Below are 22,686 nucleotides of genomic sequence, written 5' to 3' on the forward strand. Positions count from 1 at the left end.
ACTACTTGACGCCGAGACCGGCGTCGTCGACCGCGGGCTCGCCCTCGGCCTTCAGGACCTTGTTGAGCAGGGTCAGGTCGTAGATGCCGTCCAGGTTGGGCTTCTCCAGCAGGCCCGCCTTCACCGCGTGGTCGGCCTCCGCGTTCAGCGTGGCGGCCAGCGGGTCATTGGTGACCAGGATCGACTTCCAGGCCGGGTCCAGGATCTCGGGGGCGAGCGCCTTGCCGCTGAGCGCCTCCAGCGCCTTGTTGGTGGACGCCTTGGCCAGGTCCGGGTTCGCGTTGATCCACTTGTTCGTCTTCACCGAACCGCGCAGGACCGCCTCGACCACGTCGGGGTGCTCGGTCAGGAACTTCTGCGACACGATGATGTTGGTGATGACGAACTTGTTGTCCGGCCACAGCGTCGTCTCGTCGAGCAGCACCTTGGCGCCCTCGGAGACCAGCTTGGACGCGGTCGGCTCGGGGACCCAGGCGCCGTCCAGGGAACCGGCCTTGTACGCGTCCGGCGTCACCTTGTTGTCCGAGCGGACGACGGAGACGTCACCCTTGCCGCTCTGCGCGTCGACCTTCCAGCCCTGCTCGGATATCCAGTTGAGGAACGCCACGTCCTGCGTGTTGCCGAGCTGCGGGGTGGCGATCTTCTTGCCCTTGAGGTCCGCCAGCGTCTTGATCTTGTCCGGGTTCACGACGAGCTTCACGCCGCCGGAGGCCGAACCACCGATGATCCGCAGGCCCTTGCCCTGGGACTTGGTGAAGCCGTTGATGGACGGCGAGGGGCCGATGAAGCCGATGTCGATCGAGCCGGCGTTGAGCGCCTCGATCTCGGACGGGCCCGCGTTGAAGGTCGAGGTCTTGACCTTCGTGCCACCGAGCTCCTTCTGGAAGGTGCCCTCCTGGACTCCGACCAGGGCGGTGGCGTGCGTGAGGTTCGGGAAGTACCCGATGCTCACGCTGTCCGCGGAGAGCTTCTCCGCCCCGGCGGTGGCGGCGGCGTCCGTCTTCTTCGAGTCGTCGTCGGTCGACTCGGAGCCGTAGCCGCAGGCGGTGAGAACCACGGCGAGCAGCGGCAGTGCGGCGGCAGCGACGAGGCTGCGGCGGACGGTGGTACGGGTGGCTGGCACGGGAGGCTTTCCTCTCGTTGGCCGGGCTCTACGTCCCTCGGGTCTCCGAGGGCGTGGCCGGGCAGTCGGCAGGTCTTCGTCTGTACGGGCGGTGCGTGTGGTGCGGGAGGGCGCGCAGGCAGTGCGCGTACGTCATCGCGCACATCGCGCCACCCCGCCCTGACCGCTGCCGAGGGCACCGCTGCCCACCCGGCCGCCCTCCTTGGCGAAGGAGGAGAAGAAATCGGTTCCCATCAGAAGTCCCATTCGGCGTCGTCGTCGGCCGCTTCGGGTACGGACGCGCCCCGGGCGGCCTCGGCGAACGAGGCGCCCGCCATGCCGGCCGAGAGGGTCGTACCGTCCGCGGGGTCGATCAGGAGGAACGAGCCGGTACGCCGGGAGTCGGCGTACGCGTCGAGCGCGAGCGGTTCGGCGGTACGCACCACCACCCGCCCGATGTCGTTGGCGACCAGCTGCCCCGGGGCGGGGTGCTGGGAGAGGTCGTCGAGCGTGAGCCGCGAGGGGATGTCCTTCACGATCGCCTTGACGGTGCGCGTGGTGTGCTTCAGCAGCACCCGCTGACCGACCGAGAGCGGCTGGTCGGCGACGTGGCAGACGGTCGCCTCGACGTCCTGGGTGGAGGCCGGGAGGCTGCCGCTCGGCGCGATCAGGTCGCCGCGCGAGACGTCCACGTCGTCCGCGAGCCGCACCGTCACCGACTGCGGGGCCCACGCGGTGTCCACGCTCACGCCCAGCGCGTCGATGCCCGCGACCGTCGTCGTACGGCCCGAGGGCAGTACGGTGACGGGCTCGCCGACCCGCAGCACGCCGGAGGCGATCTGGCCCGCGTAGCCCCGGTAGTCCGGGTGCTCGGCGGTCTGCGGCCGGATCACGTACTGCACCGGGAAGCGCGCCGGGCACTCGGTGAGGTCGTGGCTGACCGGGACGGTCTCCAGGTGCTCCAGGACCGTCGGGCCGCCGTACCAGTCCATGTGCGCGGACGGGTCCACGACGTTGTCCCCGGCCAGCGCGGAGATGGGGATCGCGGTGATCTCCGGGACGCCGAGGGAGGCCGCGTACGCGGTGAACTCCTTGGCTATCGCGGCGAACACCGGCTCCTCGTACCCCACGAGGTCCATCTTGTTGACGGCGAGGACGACGTGGGGGACGCGGAGGAGTGCGGCGACGGCGGCGTGGCGGCGGGTCTGTTCGACGACGCCGTTGCGGGCGTCGACGAGGACGACGGCGAGTTCGGCGGTGGAGGCGCCGGTGACCATGTTGCGGGTGTACTGCACGTGGCCGGGGGTGTCGGCGAGGATGAACCGGCGCCGGGGGGTGGCGAAGTAGCGGTAGGCGACGTCGATGGTGATGCCCTGCTCGCGTTCGGCGCGCAGGCCGTCGGTGAGGAGGGCGAGGTCGGGGGTGTCCTGGCCGCGGTTGCGGGAGGCGTGTTCGACGGCTTCGAGCTGGTCGGTGAGGACCGACTTGGAGTCGTGGAGGAGGCGGCCGACGAGGGTGGACTTGCCGTCGTCGACGGAGCCGGCGGTGGCGAAGCGCAGCAGCGTGGTCTCTGCCAACGGCTGTGTGGTGGTGGTCATTTAGAAGTACCCCTCGCGCTTGCGGTCTTCCATCGCGGCTTCGCTCATCTTGTCGTCGGCGCGGGTGGCGCCGCGTTCGGTGAGGCGGGAGGCGGCGATTTCGGTGATGACGGCGTCGAGGGTGGTGGCGTCGGAGTCGACGGCTCCGGTGCAGGACATGTCGCCCACGGTGCGGTAGCGCACGAGGCGGGTCTGGGTGGGTTCGGTGTCCTTGGGGCCGCCCCAGTCGCCGGCGGTGAGCCACATGCCGCCGCGGTTGAAGACCTCGCGGTGGTGGGCGAAGTAGATGGCGGGGAGCTCGATGTGTTCGCGCTGGATGTACTGCCAGACGTCGAGTTCGGTCCAGTTGGAGATCGGGAAGACGCGGACGTGTTCGCCGGGGGCGTGGCGGCCGTTGTAGAGCTGCCAGAGTTCGGGGCGCTGGCGGCGGGGGTCCCACTGGGAGAACTCGTCGCGCAGGGAGAAGACGCGTTCCTTGGCGCGGGCCTTCTCCTCGTCGCGGCGTCCGCCGCCGAAGACGGCGTCGAAGCGGTGGTGCTGGATGGCTTCGGTGAGGGGGACGGTCTGGAGGGGGTTGCGGGTGCCGTCGGGGCGTTCGCGCAGGGTGCCGGCGTCGATGTACTCCTGGACGGAGGCGATGTGCAGGCGCAGCCCGTGGGCGGTCACCGTGCGGTCGCGGTAGTCGAGGACCTCGGGGAAGTTGTGGCCGGTGTCGACGTGCAGGAGGGTGAAGGGGATCGGTGCGGGGGCGAAGGCCTTCAGCGCGAGGTGGAGCATCACGATGGAGTCCTTGCCGCCGGAGAAGAGGATCACCGGCCGCTCGAACTCCCCCGCCACCTCACGGAAGATGTGCACCGCCTCCGACTCCAACGAGTCCAGGTGGCTGAGCGCGTACGGGTGGACGGTGCCTTCCGGCACGGTGGCGACGGACGTCACGCCAGGCCCCTCTCGGTGAGCAGCGCGTGGAGCGCGCTTGCGGACTCCTGCACGGTCTGCTGGTGCGACTCGATCCGCAGGTCGGGTGATTCGGGCGCCTCGTAGGGGTCGTCGACCCCGGTGAGCCCGCTGATCTCGCCCGCGGCCTGCTTGGCGTACAGCCCCTTCACGTCGCGCACGGAGCACACCTCGACGGGCGTGGCCACGTGCACCTCCAGATAGGGGGTGCCCTCGGAGTGGTGCCGCTTGCGGACGGCGTCACGACTGTCCGCGTACGGAGCGATCACCGGAACCAGCACCTTCACGCCGTTCGCCGCGAGCAGCTCGGCGACGAAGCCGATCCGCTGCACGTTCGTGTGGCGGTCCTCGCGGGAGAAGCCGAGACCCGCGGAGAGGAACTCCCGGATCTCGTCACCGTCGAGGACCTCCACCCGGTGGCCGCCGCTCTTCAGCCGGCCCGCGAGTTCGTACGCGATGGTGGTCTTGCCCGCGCTCGGCAGACCGGTCAGCCAGACGGTGGCTCCCGTCTCCGTCACGCTCATCGATATCTCCTGATCAGTCGTCATCAGCCGTGCAGCCCGCACTCGGTCTTGCCCCGACCCGCCCAGCGGCCGGCGCGCGCGTCCTCGCCCTCCAGCACCCGGCGGGTGCAGGGCGCGCAGCCGACGGAGGCGTAACCGTCCATCAGCAGCGGGTTGGTGAGCACCCCGTGCTCCAGCACGTAGGCGTCCACGTCGTCCTGCGTCCAGCGGGCGATCGGCGAGACCTTCACCTTGCGGCGCCTCGCGTCCCAGCCGACCACCGGGGTATTGGCCCGGGTCGGGGACTCGTCGCGGCGCAGCCCGGTCGCCCAGGCGGTGTAGCCGGTCAGCCCCTCTTCGAGCGGCTTCACCTTGCGCAGCGCGCAGCAGAGGTCGGGGTCGCGGTCGTGCAGCTTCGGGCCGTACTCGGCGTCCTGCTCGGCCACCGACTGACGGGGCGTCAAGGTGATGACCTTCACGTCCATCACCGCCTCCACCGCGTCCCGCGTCCCGATGGTCTCGGGGAAGTGGTAGCCGGTGTCGAGGAAGACCACGTCCACACCGGGCCGGGCCCGGGACGCGAGGTGGGCCACCACCGCGTCCTCCATCGAGGAGGTGACGCAGAACCGCTCGCCGAAGGTGTCCGCCGCCCAGCCGAGGATGTCCAGCGCCGAGGCGTCCTCCAGCTCCCGGCCCGCCCGCTCGGCGAGTTCCTCCAGCTCGGCGTCGGTGAGCCCACCGGCCCGCAGAGAGTTCGTCATGTGCGTTCTCCTTCCGCTCCGTCGCGCACCAGTCCCTGGGTCAGCAGGCCCAGGAACTTCAGCTGGAACGCGCGGTTGCAGGACGCACATTCCCAGGCGCCGTGCCCGGTCTCGTGCGGGCGCAGGTCCTCGTCGCCGCAGTACGGGCAGTAGAACGGTGCGGCTCGCTCGCTCATGACAGCGACTCCGCGGTGGCCCGCGCCGCCCAGGTGGCGAAGCGCTCGCCCTCTTCGCGCTCCTCCTGGTAGCGGCCCAGCACCCGCTCGACGTAGTCCGGCAGCTCGGCCGAAGTGACCTTCAGGCCACGGACCTTGCGGCCGAAACCGGCCTCCAGACCGAGCGCGCCGCCCAGGTGCACCTGGTAGCCCTCCACCTGGTTGCCGTCGCCGTCCAGCATCAACTGGCCCTTGAGACCGATGTCCGCGGTCTGGATACGGGCACAGGCGTTGGGGCACCCGTTGATGTTGATGGTGAGCGGCTCGTCGAACTCCGGCAGGCGGCGCTCCAGTTCGTCGATGAGCGAGGCGCCGCGCGCCTTCGTCTCGACGATCGCCAGCTTGCAGAACTCGATGCCGGTGCAGGCCATCGTGCCGCGCCGGAAGGACGAGGGGCGGACCTGGAAGTCCAGCGCCTCCAGCCCTTCGACCAGCGATTCGACCTGGTCCGGCGCCACGTCGAGGACGATCATCTTCTGCTCGACGGTGGTGCGCAGCCGGTCCGAACCGTGCGCGGCCGCGAGGTCCGCGATCTTGGTGAGCGTGGCGCCGTCCACCCGGCCGACGCGCGGGGCGAAGCCGACGTAGAAGTTCCCGTCGTTCTGCTCGTGCACGCCGATGTGGTCGCGCCAGCGGGAGGTGGGCTGCGCGGGGGCGGGGCCGTCCAGCAGCGGGCGCTTGAGGTACTCGTCCTCCAGCACCTGGCGGAACTTGGCGGGTCCCCAGTCGGCCATCAGGAACTTCAGCCGGGCGCGGGTGCGCAGCCGGCGGTAGCCGTAGTCGCGGAAGATCCCCACGACCCCGGCCCACACGTCCGGTACCTCGTCCAACGGCACCCAGGCGCCCAGGCGTTCGGCGAACCGCGGGTTGGTGGAGAGACCGCCGCCGACCCAGACGTCGAACCCGGCCCCGTGCTCGGGGTGTTCGACGCCGACGAAGGCGATGTCGTTGATCTCGTGGACCACGTCCTGGACCGGCGAACCGGAGATCGCGGTCTTGAACTTGCGGGGCAGGTTGGAGAATTCCTTGCTGCCGATGTACCGCTCGTGGATCTCGTCCACCGCGGGTGTGCCGTCGATGATCTCGTCGGCCGCGATGCCCGCCACCGGCGAACCGATGATCACGCGGGGGCAGTCGCCGCAGGCCTCCGTGGTGGAGAGTCCGACGGCCTCCAGCTTCTCCCAGATCGCCGGGACGTCCTCGATGGCGATCCAGTGCAGCTGGATGTTCTGACGGTCCGTGATGTCCGCGGTACCGCGGGCGTACTGCTGGGAGATCTCACCGATCACCCGCAGCTGGGCGGAGGTCAGCCGGCCGCCGTCGATGCGTACGCGGAGCATGAAGAAGCGGTCGTCCAGCTCCTCCGGCTCCAGCACGGCGGTCTTGCCGCCGTCGATGCCGGGCTTGCGCTGGGTGTACAGACCCCACCAACGCATGCGTCCACGAAGGTCGTTCGGGTCGATCGAGTCGAAACCGCGCTTGGAGTAGATGTTCTCGATGCGGGCGCGCACATTGAGAGCGTCGTCGTCCTTCTTGAACTGCTCGTTCCCGTTGAGGGGGGTGTAATGCCCCATCGCCCACTGGCCCTCGCCGCGGTGGCGTCCGGCCTTGCGGCGAGGCGTGGTGGTCGCAGGCTGTTCAGGGGTAGCGGCCATGACAATACGTCCTTCGGGACTGCGGGAGGGCGGCTCTGAGCTGCGCACTCGCGTGGACGCGGTGGTGCGACGGGGCTTGCAGAGGAAAGGGAGCGCGGCGGTGCTGGGACTCTCAGCCCGCCGGACAGATGGCGCTGGACATGCGGCAGAGGTCGACGTGACGTCGACTCACCAAGGCAATTCCAGTTCCAGACATGACGGAAGCGTGTCACGCGCATCTCCGGCCAGTCCATAGCTATCCATCATGCGGACGAGATCGTCTCGCACGGTGAGACGATGTGGCTTGTGTCACCCGTACGCGTCACCGTTGGGTCCTCATAGGTCCCGCAATGTCCCAAAAGGTGCCCACGGGCCCTCCATCAGGCGGGTGTTCAGCTGGTGGACGCCCAGCTCAGCCTGGGTGGGTGCGCCGGGGGTACGTCCGGATACGCCGGGGCGCGCGCCGGAATGCTCCGGCGCGCGCCCCTCCCGCTCAGACGGGAAACGCCCCCGGCCACGGTCCGGGGGCCGCCACCTCGGGCTCCGGCGCGACCTTCGTGTCGAAGAGCCGGAACCCACGGCGCTCGTAGTTGGCCAGGGCGTGCGGACCGTCCAGCGAGCAGGTGTGCACCCACACCCTGCGGGTCGCCTGCCGCCCGGGCCACCGCTCGGCGAGATCCCAGGCGCGCGCGACGCCCACACCGAGCAGATGGCCGCCGATCCGGCGCCCCCGGAAGGCGGGAAGGAGCCCGAAGTACATGATCTCCACGACACCGTCGTCCTGCGGGTCCAGCTCGATGTACCCGGCCGGCGTCCCGTCGACGTACGCCACCCATGTCTCGGCCCCAGGCCGGTCCACGATCTCCTGCCACTGCGCGTACGTCAGGCCGAGCCGGTCCGTCCACCGGACGTCCCCGCCGACCGCCGTGTAGAGGAAACGGCTGAACTCCGGCGACGGCACCTCGGCACGGACGACCGTCACGTCGCCGTCCGGCGCCTTCGCGGGTTCGAGATCGGCGGGAGAGGTCTGCTCCAGGGACCAGGTGGTCACGTCGGTGGTGGGGGCGGCGGGGCGATCGGGGCTGTTCATGGGCGTCAGGGAACCACGAGGGCCACCCGGGCGGCGAGGCGGGGGGCGGGACGGGCCGGAACGGGCCGCCCTCCGGGGCGTCCGTGCCCCACGCGCCGTCTTCCGGGGCGTCGGTGCCCCACGCGCTGTCTTCCGGAGTGTCCGGGGCGCCCGTAATCCGGGGGGCCGTCTCCCGAAGGCGCCCCGGACCCCAGGAACGTCCTCGCCCTCAGGAGTTCCGCGCCGACGCCCTGGCGCGCACCACCACCGGCGCGGTCGAGTTCGGCAGCAGATCGGCCGGTTCCTCCGGGTGCACGACCTCCACGTCGACCCCCTCCCGGAAGCGGTACGGGCGGTGCGCCAGCACCTCCGCGAGGTGACGGCGCATCCGGGAGATCTCGGCGCGCACCGTCACCGTGCGGGTGCCGTCGCCGAAGATGTCCCGCGCCAGCTCGGAGGCCGTACACCCCTCCGTGCGCAGCGCCAGCGCGTACAGCATCTCCGCGTGCCGGGGCGAGAGCCGCTGCGTCCAGGTCCCGACCGGCCCGGCCACGTGCACCACCGGCTGCCCGGCCCGCCCCAGGTCCAGCACCACCCGGCGCGGCGGCCCGTCCGAGGCGTTCTGGGACGTCCCGTCCACCACCTGGACCAGCCAGCCCCCGGGCAGCGGCTCCACCCGGCACATCCCCAGCGACGGGAACCACACCCGGCCGGCAGCGAGCGACTTGGGCAGCGGCAGCCGGTCCACCGGCGGCATTCCGGCCACCGCCGCCAGCCATCCGTGAGTGTCGACGGCGAGCGCCCGGCCGCCGATCCGGCAGAGGATCGGCGCCGCCACGGACCGCAGCCGCTCGATCGTCGCCAGGTGGCGGTTGCGTATCTCGCTCTCGGCGAGCTTGGCCACCGAATCCACCAGGGCCAGCGTCGCCGGGTGGAAGGTGGACTCCGGACCGCTGACGTCGACGATGCCGATCAACCGCCCGTCACGCGGGTCACGCACGGGGGATGCGGCGCACGTCCAGCTTTGCAGGACGTCCACGAAATGCTCCGCGGAGTGCACCCGAACGGGGGTACGCGCGGCCAGCGACGTACCGATCGCGTTGGTCCCCCGCACCGGCTCGGTCCACGTGGCACCCTCCTCCAGCCGGATGCCCCCCGCCCGTCGCAGCACGGAACGGTCGCCCTGGCGCCACAGCACGCGTCCCTGCGCGTCGGTGACCACCATGATCTGCCGGGTGACGTCCACGAAGGAGGCCAGGCCTTCGCGCAGCGACGGAATCACCGCGCCGAGCGCCGTGGACCGCCGCTCGTGCTCGATCTCCTCGGCCTCCATCAGCGCGCCGTCCGGCGCCCGCTCCGGATCGACCCCGCTGCGCAGCGCCCTGGACCAGGAAGCGTCGATCTCCGCCCGGGGCGCCGCGCCGGCCGGCCGGCCCGAGAGCCGCGCGTCGCGGGCCCGGCGGAGCGCGCGTACCGCGTCGGCGGGCGCCGGCGGGGGCGTTCGGGCAGAGCCTGTCTCCATCACTGGCTTCACGAGTTCTCCCCCACACAAGGTGCCTCGGGCCCCGGTCGAGGTCCCAAGGTACTCATCCTCATCGCCGCTGGGGGCCCGCGCGTTCCACGTGCCCGCCCCGCTTGCAACCCTTTGCAACTCTGGCCAAGCCTCGGGCGAAGGGTGAGAATGTGTCCACACCGTTCGGCGCGGCTTCGCGTCGGCGCCGCCCGGTGCAGCACCGGCGGGGAGGGTGGTGCCGTGTCGGCGCAGCACCACCCTCCTTCGCTGTCACCGGCCGCCCGTGCCCGTCGGCCGCCCGCCGGCGAACCCCCTGCACTCCGCGACAGGCCCCGGCTCAGCGCCCGTCCACGACCGGCCGTGCCCGCGAGACGACGGACGCCAGGCCGAGCGTGTGCGGCAGCGTCCCGAACGCCGAACCCCAGTCACCGCCCAGCCGCGAGGCGCAGAACGCGTCGGCGACCTCCGGCGGCGCCCAGCGCACCAGCAGCGACCCCTGGAGCACCAGCGCGATCCGCTCGACGATCCGCCGGGCCCGCGCCTCGACCCCGTCCAGATCGGCCAGTTCGGTCAGCAGGTCCTTGATCGCCGCGTCCAGCCGGTGATCGGCTCCCCGCGCCTTCCCGACCTCCCGCAGCAGCGCGTCCAGCGCCCTCGGCTCCCGCTGGAGCGCGCGCAGCACGTCGAGGGCCTGCACATTGCCCGAGCCCTCCCAGATGGAGTTGAGGGGCGCCTCGCGCAGCAGCCGGGGCATCCCCGACTCCTCGACGTACCCGTTGCCGCCCAGGCACTCCAGCGCCTCGCCCACCACCGCGGTGCACCGCTTGGTCACCCAGTACTTCGCTGCCGGTACGGCGAGCCGCAGGAACGCCCGCTCCTCCTCGGTGTCGGTGTCGTACGCGGCGGCCAGCCGCATCCCCAGCACCGTCGCCGCCTCCGACTCCAGGGCCAGGTCGGCCAGCACGTTGCGCATCAGCGGCTTCTCGATCAGCAGCCCGCCGAACGCGCTCCGGTGGGTGCTGTGGTGGATCGCCTGCGCCACAGCCTGCCGCATCAGCGCGGCGGAACCGACGACGCAGTCCAGCCGGGTCGCCGCGACCATCTCGATGATGGTGCGCACCCCCCGGCCCTCCTCGCCGACCCGGCGGGCCCACGTCCCGTCGAACTCGACCTCGCTCGACGCGTTGGACCGGTTGCCCAGCTTGTCCTTGAGCCGCTGGATCGCGAACACGTTCCGGGAGGCGTCCGGCAGCACCCGCGGCACCAGGAAGCAGGTCAGACCGCCCGGGGCCTGCGCCAGGACCAGGAAACCGTCCGACATGGGCGCGGAGCAGAACCACTTGTGCCCGGTGAGCAGGTACTCGCCCCCGGCGGCGAGCGGCTCGGCCCGGGTGGTGTTGGAGCGGACGTCCGTACCGCCCTGCTTCTCGGTCATCCCCATCCCGAAGAGGACCCCGGACTTCTCCGTGGCGGGCCGCAGCCCCTCCTCGTACACGTGGGAGGTCAGCAGGGGCTCCCACACGGCGGCGAGCTCCGGGTCGGTACGGAGCGCGGGCACCGCGGCGTGCGTCATCGACAGCGGGCAGCCGTGCCCCGCCTCGGCCTGCGTCCAGACCAGGAAGCCCGCCGCGCGCCGGACGTGGCCGCCCTCCCGGCCCCAGGCGTCCGTGAGCCCGGCCGTCACGGCGTGACCCAGCAGACGGTGCCACGCCGGATGGAACGCGACCTCGTCGATCCGGTGTCCGTACCGGTCGTGGGTGCGCAGTTCCGGCGGATTCTCGTTCGCCTGCGCCCCCCACTCCTGCACCTGGGCCGATCCGGCCGCCTGGCCGAGCGTGCTCAGCTCCTGCCGGGCCTCGGGCAGGATTCCGGGGGCGAGATGTCGTTCCACCGCTTCGGACAGGGCGCGGTCCGCGCCGAAGACGTCGTAGCCGACCAGCGGCGGTACCTGATTGGTCACTGTGTGGGTGGTGGCTGCCATGCCGATACGGTAAGGACGTGCAGGCAGCAAATGAAACACCCGAGCGGAGATCGAGCCGGCTCCACCGTGCCCGAGTTCTCTACCGCAACGTCTCCAAACGGCAGATGGCGTGGCATCTGCTCAAGGACACCGTCAACTCGTGCATGGAGTACCGCATCCTGGGGCTCGCGGCCGAGGCGGCGTTCTTCACCCTGCTGTCCCTGCCGCCCCTGCTGCTCGGACTGATCGGCCTCCTCGGGTACGTCGACGACTGGACGTCCACCACCACGGTCGCCTCCATCGAGCGCAACATCCTCGACGCCGCGCAGACCGTCCTCTCCGAGCGCGGCGTCAACGACTTCGCCAAGCCGCTCCTGGACGACATCACCCACGGGGCGCGCCCCGACGTCATCTCCATCGGCTTCGCCATCGCCCTGTGGTCGGGCTCCCGCGCGGTGAACGTCTTCGTCGAGACCATCACCGTGATGTACGGACTCGACGGCCAGCGCGGCATCGTCAAGACCCGCCTGCTCGCCTTCCTGCTGTACGTCGTCGCCCTGCTGCTGGGCGCGGTGGTGCTGCCGCTGCTGGTGGCGGGCCCGGACCGGGTCGTCGAGCTGGTCCCCTGGGGCACCGAGGTCCTCGCCGTCCTGTACTGGCCGCTGGGCATCGTGCTGACCATCGCCTTCCTGACCACCCTCTACCACGTGTCCGTCCCCGTGCGGTCGCCCTGGATCGAGGACGTCCCGGGGGCACTGGTGGCCCTGGCGATGTGGGTGATCGGCAGCTTCGTCCTGCGGTTCTACCTGACCAGCACCGTCGAGGGCCCGACCATCTACGGCTCGCTGGCCGCCCCCATCGCCGTACTCCTGTGGATCGGCGTCTCCGCCTTCGCGGTGCTCGTCGGGGCCGCGGTGAACGCCGCCATCGACCGGGTGTGGCCGTCCCTGGCCACGGCCGCCGCCCGCGAGGCCAACGACCTCGCCCGTGCCGCCCAGGCCGCCGAGTTCGTGGCCAGGACCCGGCCGTCGGCCTGGGCGATGTACGCGGACGACGAGGACGGCGCCGACGACGGCGGCGACATGCCCTCCGAGTTCCCCGAACGCTGGTCCCGCTTCCTGCCCCCGGACGACCTGAAGTCACGGCTCCACGCGGCCTGGGACAAGGAGTCGAGGGAGACCAGGGAACACAGGGCGCACCGGGACGACAAGGCCCACCGGGAGGACAGGGCGCGCTGGGACGGCACGGAGGACCAGGAGCCGAACTCCGCCGACGGCCCGGTCGGCGGCTCCACCTGGCGGCCGGGGCCGCCGAAGTAGGACTGGAGCCGGGCGCTCCGCACGGCGGGCGGGAAAAGCGGGGGCGGTCGGACGCCAGTCGGGATTAATGTCGCGGCGGGGGACAGGCGCGGCGCCCGGTACGGGTGTGCGCCCTGTGACGCGCGCGGGCCCGGCACGGGCCGGTCACGTCGATGCCACGGGCGAGCCGTGGGCCCCCTGCCGAACGAACGGGGAGTTCACGCCTTGCGCACCCTTGCCTTCCGCGTCCTGACCGTCGCCCTCACCACGGGGGTGGCGGTGGGCGCTCCCTTGCCCGCCTTCGCGCTGTCCACGCACACGCCGGACCGCCCGCCACTCGACCGACTGACCACGGAATACCGCCCCTGCGACGTGGTGACGCCCACCGCGATGCGCTTCTCACCGACGCTCCGGGCCGTGCTGAGCGACCCCGACGGCGATCCGGTCAGCGGCCGGTTCGAGGTGAGCTGGAACGCCCCCGGCGCCACGTCGCCGAGCAGCCTGACCCTGGACACCACGGCCAAGCCCAGCGGATCGCAGTTCTCCGTCACCGTGCCGGGCACCGTCCCGGACGGGCCCGTCAGCTGGCGGGTCCGGGCCGAGGACGCCGACGGGTACGGCCCGTGGAGCGACGAGCAGGGACAGGGCCGCTGCCTGTACGCCATGGACACCCAGGTGCCGGCCGCTCCGCAGGTCTCCTCGTCCGACGTACCGCTCGACGGCGACGAGTGGCTGGACATGATGGGCCGCTACCGCACCGTCACCTTCTCCTCCACCTCGCCCGACGCCACCTCCTACCGCTACACCTTCGGCGGAGGGCCCCTCCTCACGGCACGCCCCGACCACCCCGGAGAGCCGGTGACGGTACGCATCACGCCCCGCTCGACGGGGGTGTCGGTCCTGGAGGTGCAGACGGCCGACGGGGCCGGGAACGTCAGCGACCCCACCTTGCACTGGCTCCGGATCGGTTCGCCCGCGGGCCCCGTCGCCCGGTGGAAGCTCGACGACCCGGCGGACTCCACGAGCGCCGAAGCCGCCCCCGGAGTACCGGCGACGGCCTCGTCCGGCGTCGTCTTCGGCTCGGAAGGACCGAGCGGTACGCCCCTGACCGGGGCTGCGTCCTTCGCCGGTACCTACGGCGACGGCCTCCGGTCCGAGGCCACGGCCGCGGACCCCGCCACCACCTTCACCGTGAGCGCGTGGGTCCGTCCCGAGGACGTCGGCCGCGGCATGACGGCGGTCAGCCAGACCGGCTTCCTGGCCCCCTCCGACTTCGCTCTGGGCACCACCGTCGACGACGACGGGAAACCGTCCTTCGCCTTCTCCCTGCCTTCGGGGCCGGCCGGCTCCGGTGACGTGGACCGGATCACCGGCGGCACGCCCGTACCGGGGGAGTGGTCCCACCTCACCGGCGTCCAGGACCCGGTGGCGGGCACCGCGCGGCTCTACGTCGACGGGGCCCTGGTCGCCTCCGGCGACACGGCCGTCCCGGACGGACAGCCCCTCGGACACGTGCAGATCGGACGCGAGCTGGAGAGCGACGGAACCCACTGGACCGGAGCCTGGCAGGGCGACCTCGCCGACGTGACGGTCTGGGACCGCCTCGTCGGGTCCGACGAGATCGCCGCGCTCGGCCACCGCACGCCCCAGCGCACCGGCTACTGGGCGATGGACACCGTGCGCACCGACGGTCCGACGACCGACACCCCGGACGCAGGGGGCCGGCAGAGCCTCATCCTCGACGGGGACGCCCACCTCGACACCACCGACCCGCTGACCGGCGCGGGCAGCATCTCCCTCGACGGCGACGGCGACCACCTCGACAGTGACAGCCACCAGATCGACACCGACCGGAGCTACACCGTCACGGCCCAGGTACGTATCCACCCGTCGACGCCCGACCGGGACATGGCGCTCCTCGCCCAGGGCGGCGACCAGGCCGACGCCTTCACCCTGCGCTACCGGGCGGCCGACGCCGCGTGGGAGGCCGTCTTCGCCCACGCGGACAGCGCCGAGGCGGAGACCACGAGGCTGACCGCCCTCTGCTTCGACGGCATGCACAGCCTCGCGGTGCAGTACGACAGCACGGCCGCCCAGGTCCGCCTCTTCCTCGACGGCTACCTCGTCGACAGCGCCCCGTACGCGGCGGAAGACGCCTGGAACGCCTACCGGAGCCTCCAGGTGGGCCGGGACGGCGACGGACAGGGCGGAGCCCACTACCTCGACGGCGACGTGGACGAAGTGCGCACCTACGCAGGTCTGCTGTCGGAGGCGGAGATCTACGAGCTGTCCGTACCGGGAGAGCACCCGGACCTGTGAGCAGGCGGGCGGCGCTCTCCACGGGCGCCGCCCGGCCGCGCCCACCCCGGCCGCCCACCCCGCCGCCCGTGCGGGGCTCCTCCGGTCGCACGGCGCCTCTCAGCAGTCCTCCGGGGCCGTCCCAGGATCGGTCAACGACAGCCCCAGCTGGGCCCGTTCGGTGACCCAGCGGGTCGGGCGGTGGCGCGGGTCGCCGGTCGTGGCGTACAGCGCGCGGCTCAACTCCCGCATCCGTGCGGCCCCGACCCGGTCGCCCCACGCCAACGGTCCCTGCGGATAGCCGAGTCCGGTGGTGACGGCGAGGTCGATGTCGGCCGGGGTGGCGAGCGACCGCTCCGCGATGGACGCCGCGACCGAGACCACGGAGGCCAGCAGCCGCTGGGCGACGGAGCCCGCCGTGTCCCGTACCACCGACACGGCGTGCGGCTCGGTGCCGTCCGCGGCCCGGGCCAGCACCGCGCGGGCGTCCCCGGCCGCCTCCGGATCGCCCGCCGGGGTCACCGCCAGCACCCGGCGGCGGCCCGCCGGCGGCAGCGGGTCGACCCCGAAGGTCCGCTCCGGCGGCAGCCCCTGCCCGGCGACCGCGGCGGCGACCGTGGTGCCCCAGACCGGCACCAGCACCACGGCGCGCGCGGACGGCGCCGCGCCGCGTTCGACCCGCGCCCCCGCCGCGTCCAGCGAACCGAGCAGGGCCGCGGTGTACGTGTCGCCGGCGTGCAGGTCCCCGGCCGCGAGGAAGACCGGCCGGCCGGCGTCGCCCGTCACCGGCCGCTCCGGGGCGGGTCCGCCCGCCCCCGGCGCCCCGTAACCGAACCAGCCCCGGTCCGTCTTGCGGCCGTGCAGGCCGGCGGCCACCCGGTTCGGGGTGAGGTAGGAGGGGCGGAGCCGGTCCTCGTGGCGGAAACCGGTCCAGATCGAGTCGATGACGGCGGCCGTCACGTCCAGCCCGGTGAGGTCCATCAGTTCGAACGGTCCCATCCGCAGCCCCAGGACGTCCCGGGCGATCCGGTCGATGTCCGCGGGACCCGCCACCGACTCCTCCAGCAGCGCCAACGCCTCCGTCACCAGCCCCCGCCCCGCGTGGTTGACGAGGAACCCCGGGGTGTCGGAGACGGTCACCGCACGGTGCCCGCACCCCTCCACCAGCGCGGTGAGGGCCGCCGGGATCTCCGGCCGGGTGGCCGCGCCCGGCACCACCTCCACGATCCTCATCAGCGGCACCGGGTTGAAGAAGTGCAGCCCCGCCAGGCGCGAGGGGTCGGTGAGCGTCGCCGCGATGCGGGTCACCGACAGCGAGGACGTATTGGTCGTGAACACGGCGGACGCGGGCAGCACCCGCTCCAGCTTCCCGAACACCTCGGCCTTGGTCTCCAGGTCCTCGCGGACCGCCTCGACGACCAGCTCCACCCCGGGCCCGGCCGCGAACGGGTCGTCCAGCGGCACGATCCGGTCCGCCGCCGCCGCGGCGTCCACCGCGCTCAGCCGCCCCTTGGCCACCGACCGCTCCAGCATGGACCGTACGTGGCCGAGGGCGTCGGCCACCGCCTCCGGCCGCACGTCCGCCAACTCCACGGTGTGCCCGCCCGCGGCGGCCCACTGCGCGATACCCCGGCCCATCGCTCCGGCACCGACGATCCTGATCCGCATGACAGAGGGTCCTTCCGACGACGTGTCCGGGCGGGCCCAGCGTAGACAGAGCCGCCGGGACGGGACGGGACGGGAACGGATCCGGCCCGGTGGCGTACCTCACCGTGACCGGCGTCATGGAGCGGCGCGCGCCACCCGCATACCCTCGGGCCCGAAGGACACCGTGCCACCCCGCAGTTGCCCGCGTACGCCGTCCCGGCCGCGAGCCGCGCCCGCAGAGAGAGGTCCCACCGTGACCGACCCGCTCGACGTCGTCGTCTGCGAACCGCTGCGCACCCCGATCGGCCGTTTCGGCGGCTCCTTCGCGCAGTCGACCCCCGCCGCCCTCGCCGCACGCCTCGTCTCCGAGGTCGTCGCGCGGACCGGCGTCGACCCGGACCGGATCGACGAGGTCATCCTCGGCCACTCCTACCCGACCTCCGAGGCACCCGCCATCGGCCGGGTCGCCGCACTCGACGCGGGTCTCCCCGTCACCGTCACGGGTACGCAGGTCGACCGGCGCTGCGGCTCGGGCCTCCAAGCCGTCCTGGACGCGGCGATGCAGATCCGTACGGGCTTCAGCGAGGTCGTGATCGCGGGCGGGGTCGACGTCATGAGCGCCGCCCCCTACTACACCCACGACGGACGCTGGGGCATCAAGGGTCCCGGCCTCCAGCTCCACGACTCCCTCGCGCGTGGCCGGGCCACCGCCGGCGGCCTCCACCACCCCGTCCCCGGCGGCATGATCGAGACGGCCGAGAACCTGCGCCGGACGTACGGGATCAGCCGTGAGGACCAGGACGCGCTCGCCCTGCGCTCCCAGCGGCGCGCCGCCCGCGCCGCCGCCGAGGGCCGGTACGACGCGGAGATCGTCCCCGTCACCGTCCGGACCCGCAAGGGCGAGCTGACCGTGAGCGCCGACGAGCACCCCCGCCCCGACACCACCGCCGAGCAACTGGCCGCGCTGCGCACGGTGATGGGGAAGTCCGACCCGGAGGCGACGGTCACCGCCGGCAACGCCAGCGGCCAGAACGACGCCGCTGCCGCCTGCCTGGTCACCAGCGCCGCCACCGCCGAACGCCTGGGCCTGACCCCGCTGGTGCGGCTGGTCTCCTTCGCCCGCGCCGGTGTTCCCGCCTCGACCATGGGCATCGGCCCGGTGCCCGCCACCCGGACGGCGCTGGAGCGTGCCGGACTCACCCTCGCCGACCTCGACCTCATCGAGATCAACGAGGCCTTCGCCGCCCAGGTCCTCGCCTGCACCCGCGAGTTGGGTCTCGGCGAGAAGGACCACGAGCAGCGGATCAACGTCAACGGTTCCGGCATCTCCCTCGGCCACCCCGTCGGCGCCACCGGCGCCCGCATCCTGGCCACCCTCAGCCGGGAGATGCACCGGTCCGGGGCCCGCTACGGCCTGGAGACCATGTGCATCGGCGGCGGCCAGGGTCTCGCCGCGATCTTCGAGCGCGTCACCGGCTGACCGGCCGCACCGGTGGACGTACCTTCACGGATCCACCGGATACGACGGAAGGCCCGGCCGGGGAGCGGACACTCCCCGGCCGGGCCTTCCCCGCGACGTACGTCAGTTGCGCGCGTCCCGGGCACGGCGCATCAGCAGCACCCCGCCGAGCAGCATCGCGGCGCTCGTGCCGGCGGCCAGGCCGGTGGTGGCCGCACCGGTCTCGGCCAGCTCCGGCGGAGCCGGTGCGACGGGGGTACCCGACGGCGGCTCGTCGGCCGGGGGCTCCTCCGCCGGGGGCTCCTCCGACGGCGGCTGGTCGACCGGCGGCTGGGCGGTGGGGGGCTGGTCGACCGGCGGCTGGTCGGTGGGAGGCTGGTTCACCGGAGGCTGGTCCACGGGGGGCTGGTCGACGGGCGGCTGGTCGACCGGAGGCTGGTCGACGGGGGGCTGGTCGACCGGCGGCTGGTCCACGGGCGGCTGGTCCACCGGGGGCTGGTCGACCGGCGGCAGATCGATGGGCGGCAGGTCCACCGGAGGCAGGTCGGGCGTGTCCGCGTTGACGCAGGTGTTGCCGAAGGCCGGGTTGAGCAGCGCGATGACGTTCACCGTGTTGCCGCACACGTTGACCGGGACGTGGACGGGGACCTGGACCACGTTTCCTGAGCCGACCCCGGGGGAGCCGACCGCCGCGCCGGACGCGCCGGCATCGGCGTACGCCTGGCTGCCGGCGACGGAGAGGAGCCCCGTGGCGGCGGCGATGAGCAGCGTGTTTTTCTTCAGAACCTGTCGCATTTCCTGCTCTTCCTTGGAAATTTCCGTATGAGTGGACTCGTCCGAGGAATGCCGGACGGGCTTCACTGGGCGACCGGGGCCGGAGACCTTGGCGGGGCAGACGTCCCACGTGCGCGCTGGATAACAGCCCTAACGAAACGCGCCCGCGATGGAAACTCGGAGATTTGCGGGAAAGTTTTTGTCACTCGAACGGGTTACGTGCGAATGCAGTCAATGACGCACTGTCCGAAAAAAGGTTGCCTCCACGCCTCAACGCCTCACAACCGGAAGGTGGGGGCGTCTTCCCTGCGCTGTCCCGCTGTCCCGCTGTCCCGCTGTCCCGCTGTCCCGCTGTCCCGCTGTCCCGCTGTCCCGCTGTCCGCGGCCGGGGCGGGTGCGCCGCGGGTGCGATTTCCATGACGAATACAACGGAATTCCTGGAGGGCCTCAGCGGAACCTTCGGGGCCGCGCAGGGGCCGTGCGTGAGCCGCGCAGGCTCGCACGCGTGGTCGGGCGCCCACTCGGACGGGCAGCGATTCCCGCATTTCCGCAGGTGGGCGAGGCGGTTGCCAGGCAATCGGGTGAATGCGGAGAACCAAAGCCCGGGCAGCGAGTTGATCAGGCCGCTCCTCCACGGGGCAACGAGTACGAGAAGGGTTAATCGTGATCAAGAAGGTTCTGGCGACGGGTGCCGTCGCCGCATCCATCCTCGGTCTCGGGGCCACGCAGGCCATGGCCATCGGCAACGACGGCGGCACGACCTCGGTCAACGGCAACGGTGCCACGCAGTCCTACGGCAACGCCGAGACGCGCGGTGACTGGAGCCCGCAGTTCGGCCTGGTCCAGGGCTCGCTGAACAAGCCCTGCGTCGGGCTGCCGCTCAAGGCCAACCTCGGTTCGCTCATCGGCCTGGTCCCGATCTCGGTCCAGGACATCAACGTGCTGTCCTCGCCGCAGAACCAGCAGTGCACCGAGAACTCGACCCAGGCGAAGGGCGACGAGGCGCTGTCGCACATCCTGGACGACATCCCGATCCTCTCCGGCAACGGCGCCGCCAACAACTGATCCACGCGCCCGCCAGGGATTGCGGGACAGCCCTGAGGGCCCGGGCCGACGGCCTTCCTCCCCGTCCGGCCCGGGCCCGTCCTCCGCCGTCTCCGCGGCAGTGTTCCTGACGGCCGTCCGTGCCCGCGTGCCTGTCGCGACGCCGACGGTCGTCGGATCATCGCACCATGCGGGTGGATTTCCAGAAAATCTCTCCTGTGAGAGTTTCGATTCCGCCAGCTCCTCGTTATGAAGGAAAGCGTCGGAGTGACGAGCGATCGACAGAACGCTCGTGCGGCACGAAATGCGTGACCGCCTCGGACTCCGTCGCGAGAAAGGGATGAAAATGAAGTACACCAAGGTTGCCGCTGTCGCCGCCGGAACCCTGATGGCGCTGGGTGCCGCCGCCCCCGCCATGGCCGACGCCGGTGCCGAGGGCGTCGCCGCCGGTTCCCCGGGCGTTCTCTCCGGGAACGTCATCCAGGTTCCGATCCACATTCCGCTCAACGTCTGCGGCAACACGATCAACGTGATCGGCCTGCTGAACCCGGCGTTCGGCAACACCTGCGTCAACGCCTGAAAAAGGACCGGGTGAGCGGAGCTCACTCATGGTCGGCCCCGGATCGCCTCGGCGACCCGGGGCCTTCGCCTTTCGCCGCGGAGAACGGCCCCGCGAGCCAGGGGGACGGGGTAAGGGCTTGCCGGAGAAGGTCCGGAAAATTACCGTCCCACACAGTTTCCGGGGCCATCCGGGCTCGTTGTCCTGGTGCAAGCGGCAGGAGTCACAAGCAAAGAAGGCTTGTGTGCGGTCGCCCTGAGCGGCCGATACGGCTGCCGCTCCAGAAGGGAAGCTGAAAGTGAAGTACGCGAAGACCGCCGCGTTCCTTGCCGGTTCGGTGGTCGCCCTCGGAACGGCCGCCCCCGCGTTCGCCGCCGCGGCAGCACCCACCGCCCCCGTCTTCAGCCTCGACACCGGCCTGAACCAGGTCATGGACAACGCTCCGCAGGTCGTCGACGCGCTCGGCGGCACGGTGGACGGCGCGACGGAGACGATGAAGAAGGACGGCACCGTCGGCAAGCTCGCCGGTGAGGCGAAGAGCGCCGCCAAGGGTGCGACGCCCCTTCTGGGCGGACTCTCGCTCGGCGGCTGACACCCGGTCACGGAAACCCCGCCTCTTCCCCCGGCCCGTCCGAGCGGAAAAGGCATTGCGCCGGACCGGTCCGCGCCGGAGGCCGACTTCGGGTCCGAAGGCCGACTTCCGGTGACGGAACACCATTTGAGTGAACCGGCGCAACCAATCCCGCATCCGAGAGTTGATCAGATCGCTCCGGACAGGCGGGCACGTAGACATTTCGAGAAGGGCATTTCCATGTTCAAGAAGATTATGGCCTCCGCCGCCGTCGCGGCGTCCGTCGTCGGCGTCTCCGCGGCGTTCGCGCCGTCCGCCATGGCCATCGGCAACGACGGCGGCACCACGTCCGTCAACGGCAACGGCGCCGTGCAGTCCTACGGCAACTCCGCCACCCACGGCGACTGGAGCCCGCAGTTCGCGCTCATCCAGGGCTCGCTGAACAAGCCCTGCATCGCGCTGCCGGCCAAGGCCAACCTCGGTTCGCTCATCGGCCTGGTCCCGATCACGGTCCAGGACATCAACGTGCTGTCCTCGCCGCAGAACCAGCAGTGCACCGAGAACTCCACCCAGGCGAAGGGCGACGAGGCGCTGTCGCACATCCTGGACGGTCTCCCGATCCTCTCGGGCAACGGCGTCGGCAACAGCTGACGCGCACGGGTGCGGGGCGGTGCCGCGACGGCATCCCCCCGTACCCGTCGGGGCATCAGCACCCGACCGCATGGGGCCTGTTCCCCCGTACGACCGATCCTTCGGCCGTACGGAGGGGGCAGGCCCTTCGCCGTGTCCGCGGTTCGTCCGGCGGCTCCCGCCCGGCCGTACGGGCGGGGCGCACCGCCGGGTGCGACCCCCGTACGGCCCCGGACCGGGACGGGGCCGGGCTCCCTGACCCGCCCCGGTAAGGCCGTTGGGCCGGATGCCGCAGTCCCGCCGCCGCGGCGGCCCAGCGGGGGTAGGGCTCTCCCATGGACCAGTACGACAGTCAGAATCCGCCGCAGGGGCAGCGGCCCGCGGAGAGCGACACCCCCATCTACGACCGGCTGTTCGCCGAGTGGCAGGCGGCGAACCGAGGCTACGAGCCCGTGCCCGCGGCTCCCCGCGTTCCGGCGGCGCGAAATCATCGCAAATCGCCCGAACAGTAGACCAAAGGCGTCTATTTCACGCCAGATCAAACCCATTTGAGTGGTACTGCGCAACCGAATCTGCGGCACGGGGTTGATCAATACGTTCCACAACGGAACGCTCCGAAAGGTGAAGCGTGATGAAGAAGATGATGACCGGCGCGGCAATGGCTGTGTCCCTGATCGGCCTGTCCGTCGCCGCGGCTCCGATGGCCCTGGCGATCGGCAACGACGGCGGCACCACGACGGTCAACGGGAACGGTGCCGAGTCGGAGGTCGGCAACAGCGAGACCAGGGGCGCCTTCAGCCCCCAGAACCAGCTCATCCAGGGCACGCTGAACGACCTGTGCCTCGGTGTGCCGGTCAAGGCCAACGTGGGCTCGCTGATCGGGCTCATCCCGATCACGGTCCAGGACGTCAACGTTCTGGCCAACCCGCAGAACCAGCAGTGCGCGGACAACTCCACGCAGGCCAAGGGCGACGAGCCGCTGTCGCACGTCCTGGACGACATCCCGGTCCTCTCGGGCAACGGCGCCGGCAACAACTGACCCGCGCGCGGCCGGGCGGCCGGCGGGGTTCTTCCCGCCACCGCCCGCACCCGCGGGT

At 71.7% G+C, this 22,686-nt stretch carries 21 protein-coding genes and 1 pseudogene; 9 read left to right on the forward strand and 13 right to left on the reverse strand.

What is annotated here, in order from left to right:
- Position 1: 1 nt before the first annotated feature.
- The 11 genes and pseudogenes from OG599_RS28215 to OG599_RS28265 form a co-directional block, all read right to left on the reverse strand.
- Positions 2–1,123 (reverse strand): aliphatic sulfonate ABC transporter substrate-binding protein, encoded by a 1,122-nt coding sequence (locus tag OG599_RS28215; RefSeq protein WP_327178777.1) that lies wholly within the window; start codon positions 1,121–1,123, stop codon positions 2–4.
- Between the two features lie 233 nt (positions 1,124–1,356).
- Entirely contained in the window at positions 1,357–2,700 is a 1,344-nt protein-coding gene (locus tag OG599_RS28220) for a sulfate adenylyltransferase subunit 1 (protein WP_327178778.1), read from the reverse strand.
- The gene (gene cysD, locus OG599_RS28225; protein WP_327178779.1) at positions 2,701–3,636 is read right to left on the reverse strand and encodes a sulfate adenylyltransferase subunit CysD; all 936 of its coding nucleotides are present in this window, start codon (positions 3,634–3,636) and stop codon (positions 2,701–2,703) included.
- The gene (cysC, locus tag OG599_RS28230; protein ID WP_327178780.1) at positions 3,633–4,202 is read right to left on the reverse strand and encodes an adenylyl-sulfate kinase; all 570 of its coding nucleotides are present in this window, start codon (positions 4,200–4,202) and stop codon (positions 3,633–3,635) included. The genes cysD and cysC overlap by 4 nt, the downstream gene beginning before the upstream one ends.
- A complete protein-coding gene (locus OG599_RS28235) occupies positions 4,202–4,918 on the reverse strand; it encodes a phosphoadenylyl-sulfate reductase (protein ID WP_327178781.1) in 717 nt (238 codons plus the stop codon). The genes cysC and OG599_RS28235 overlap by 1 nt, the downstream gene beginning before the upstream one ends.
- Complete coding sequence (locus OG599_RS28240; RefSeq protein ID WP_327178782.1) at positions 4,915–5,094, reverse strand: hypothetical protein; 180 nt, start codon at positions 5,092–5,094, stop codon at positions 4,915–4,917. The genes OG599_RS28235 and OG599_RS28240 overlap by 4 nt, the downstream gene beginning before the upstream one ends.
- Positions 5,091–6,788: a nitrite/sulfite reductase gene (locus OG599_RS28245; RefSeq protein WP_327178783.1), complete on the reverse strand. Its 1,698-nt coding sequence runs from the start codon at positions 6,786–6,788 to the stop codon at positions 5,091–5,093. The genes OG599_RS28240 and OG599_RS28245 overlap by 4 nt, the downstream gene beginning before the upstream one ends.
- Before the next feature lie 112 nt (positions 6,789–6,900).
- Positions 6,901–6,972: pseudogene (locus OG599_RS28250) on the reverse strand (putative leader peptide); the annotation flags it as partial.
- 288 nt (positions 6,973–7,260) lie between these two features.
- Positions 7,261–7,857: a GNAT family N-acetyltransferase gene (locus OG599_RS28255; protein ID WP_327178784.1), complete on the reverse strand. Its 597-nt coding sequence runs from the start codon at positions 7,855–7,857 to the stop codon at positions 7,261–7,263.
- A 208-nt stretch (positions 7,858–8,065) separates the two neighbouring features.
- The gene (locus OG599_RS28260) at positions 8,066–9,358 is read right to left on the reverse strand and encodes a GAF domain-containing protein (RefSeq protein WP_327178785.1); all 1,293 of its coding nucleotides are present in this window, start codon (positions 9,356–9,358) and stop codon (positions 8,066–8,068) included.
- A 328-nt stretch (positions 9,359–9,686) separates the two neighbouring features.
- A complete protein-coding gene (locus OG599_RS28265; protein ID WP_327178786.1) occupies positions 9,687–11,330 on the reverse strand; it encodes an acyl-CoA dehydrogenase family protein in 1,644 nt (547 codons plus the stop codon).
- Between the two features lie 17 nt (positions 11,331–11,347).
- On the opposite strand from OG599_RS28265, the gene OG599_RS28270 reads away from it, so the two are divergent.
- On the forward strand, positions 11,348–12,628 hold the full coding sequence (locus OG599_RS28270; RefSeq protein WP_327178787.1) for a YihY/virulence factor BrkB family protein: 1,281 nt from the start codon (positions 11,348–11,350) through the stop codon (positions 12,626–12,628).
- A 204-nt stretch (positions 12,629–12,832) separates the two neighbouring features.
- Complete coding sequence (locus tag OG599_RS28275) at positions 12,833–14,926, forward strand: LamG domain-containing protein (protein ID WP_327178788.1); 2,094 nt, start codon at positions 12,833–12,835, stop codon at positions 14,924–14,926.
- Between the two features lie 99 nt (positions 14,927–15,025).
- Here OG599_RS28275 and OG599_RS28280 read toward each other — a convergent pair whose 3' ends face one another.
- A complete protein-coding gene (locus OG599_RS28280) occupies positions 15,026–16,573 on the reverse strand; it encodes a 3-hydroxyacyl-CoA dehydrogenase (RefSeq protein ID WP_327178789.1) in 1,548 nt (515 codons plus the stop codon).
- Positions 16,574–16,805: 232 nt separating this feature from the next.
- On the opposite strand from OG599_RS28280, the gene OG599_RS28285 reads away from it, so the two are divergent.
- Positions 16,806–18,032, forward strand: a complete 1,227-nt coding sequence (locus tag OG599_RS28285; RefSeq protein WP_327178790.1) for an acetyl-CoA C-acetyltransferase — start codon at positions 16,806–16,808, stop codon at positions 18,030–18,032.
- Between the two features lie 102 nt (positions 18,033–18,134).
- On the opposite strand, the gene OG599_RS28290 is transcribed toward OG599_RS28285, so the two are convergent.
- Entirely contained in the window at positions 18,135–18,806 is a 672-nt protein-coding gene (locus tag OG599_RS28290) for a chaplin (protein WP_327178791.1), read from the reverse strand.
- A 642-nt stretch (positions 18,807–19,448) separates the two neighbouring features.
- Between OG599_RS28290 and OG599_RS28295 the strand changes: the two genes are divergently transcribed.
- The 6 genes from OG599_RS28295 (at position 19,449) to OG599_RS28320 (ending at position 22,628) form a co-directional block, all read left to right on the forward strand.
- Entirely contained in the window at positions 19,449–19,850 is a 402-nt protein-coding gene (locus OG599_RS28295; protein WP_327178792.1) for a rodlin, read from the forward strand.
- A 325-nt stretch (positions 19,851–20,175) separates the two neighbouring features.
- Positions 20,176–20,409 (forward strand): chaplin, encoded by a 234-nt coding sequence (locus OG599_RS28300; protein ID WP_327178793.1) that lies wholly within the window; start codon positions 20,176–20,178, stop codon positions 20,407–20,409.
- Between the two features lie 277 nt (positions 20,410–20,686).
- A complete protein-coding gene (locus OG599_RS28305; protein ID WP_327178794.1) occupies positions 20,687–20,980 on the forward strand; it encodes a hypothetical protein in 294 nt (97 codons plus the stop codon).
- Between the two features lie 219 nt (positions 20,981–21,199).
- Positions 21,200–21,610, forward strand: coding sequence for a rodlin (locus OG599_RS28310; RefSeq protein WP_327178795.1), 411 nt, complete (start codon positions 21,200–21,202; stop codon positions 21,608–21,610).
- A 314-nt stretch (positions 21,611–21,924) separates the two neighbouring features.
- Positions 21,925–22,101, forward strand: coding sequence for a hypothetical protein (locus OG599_RS28315; protein ID WP_327178796.1), 177 nt, complete (start codon positions 21,925–21,927; stop codon positions 22,099–22,101).
- Positions 22,102–22,220: 119 nt separating this feature from the next.
- Positions 22,221–22,628 carry a rodlin gene (locus OG599_RS28320; RefSeq protein ID WP_327178797.1) on the forward strand — a complete coding sequence of 136 codons (408 nt, stop codon included), beginning with the start codon at positions 22,221–22,223 and terminating at the stop codon, positions 22,626–22,628.
- The last annotated feature ends 58 nt before the right edge of the window (positions 22,629–22,686 follow it).

This window comes from Streptomyces sp. NBC_01335 (assembly GCF_035953295.1).
Lineage (GTDB): Bacteria > Actinomycetota > Actinomycetes > Streptomycetales > Streptomycetaceae > Streptomyces.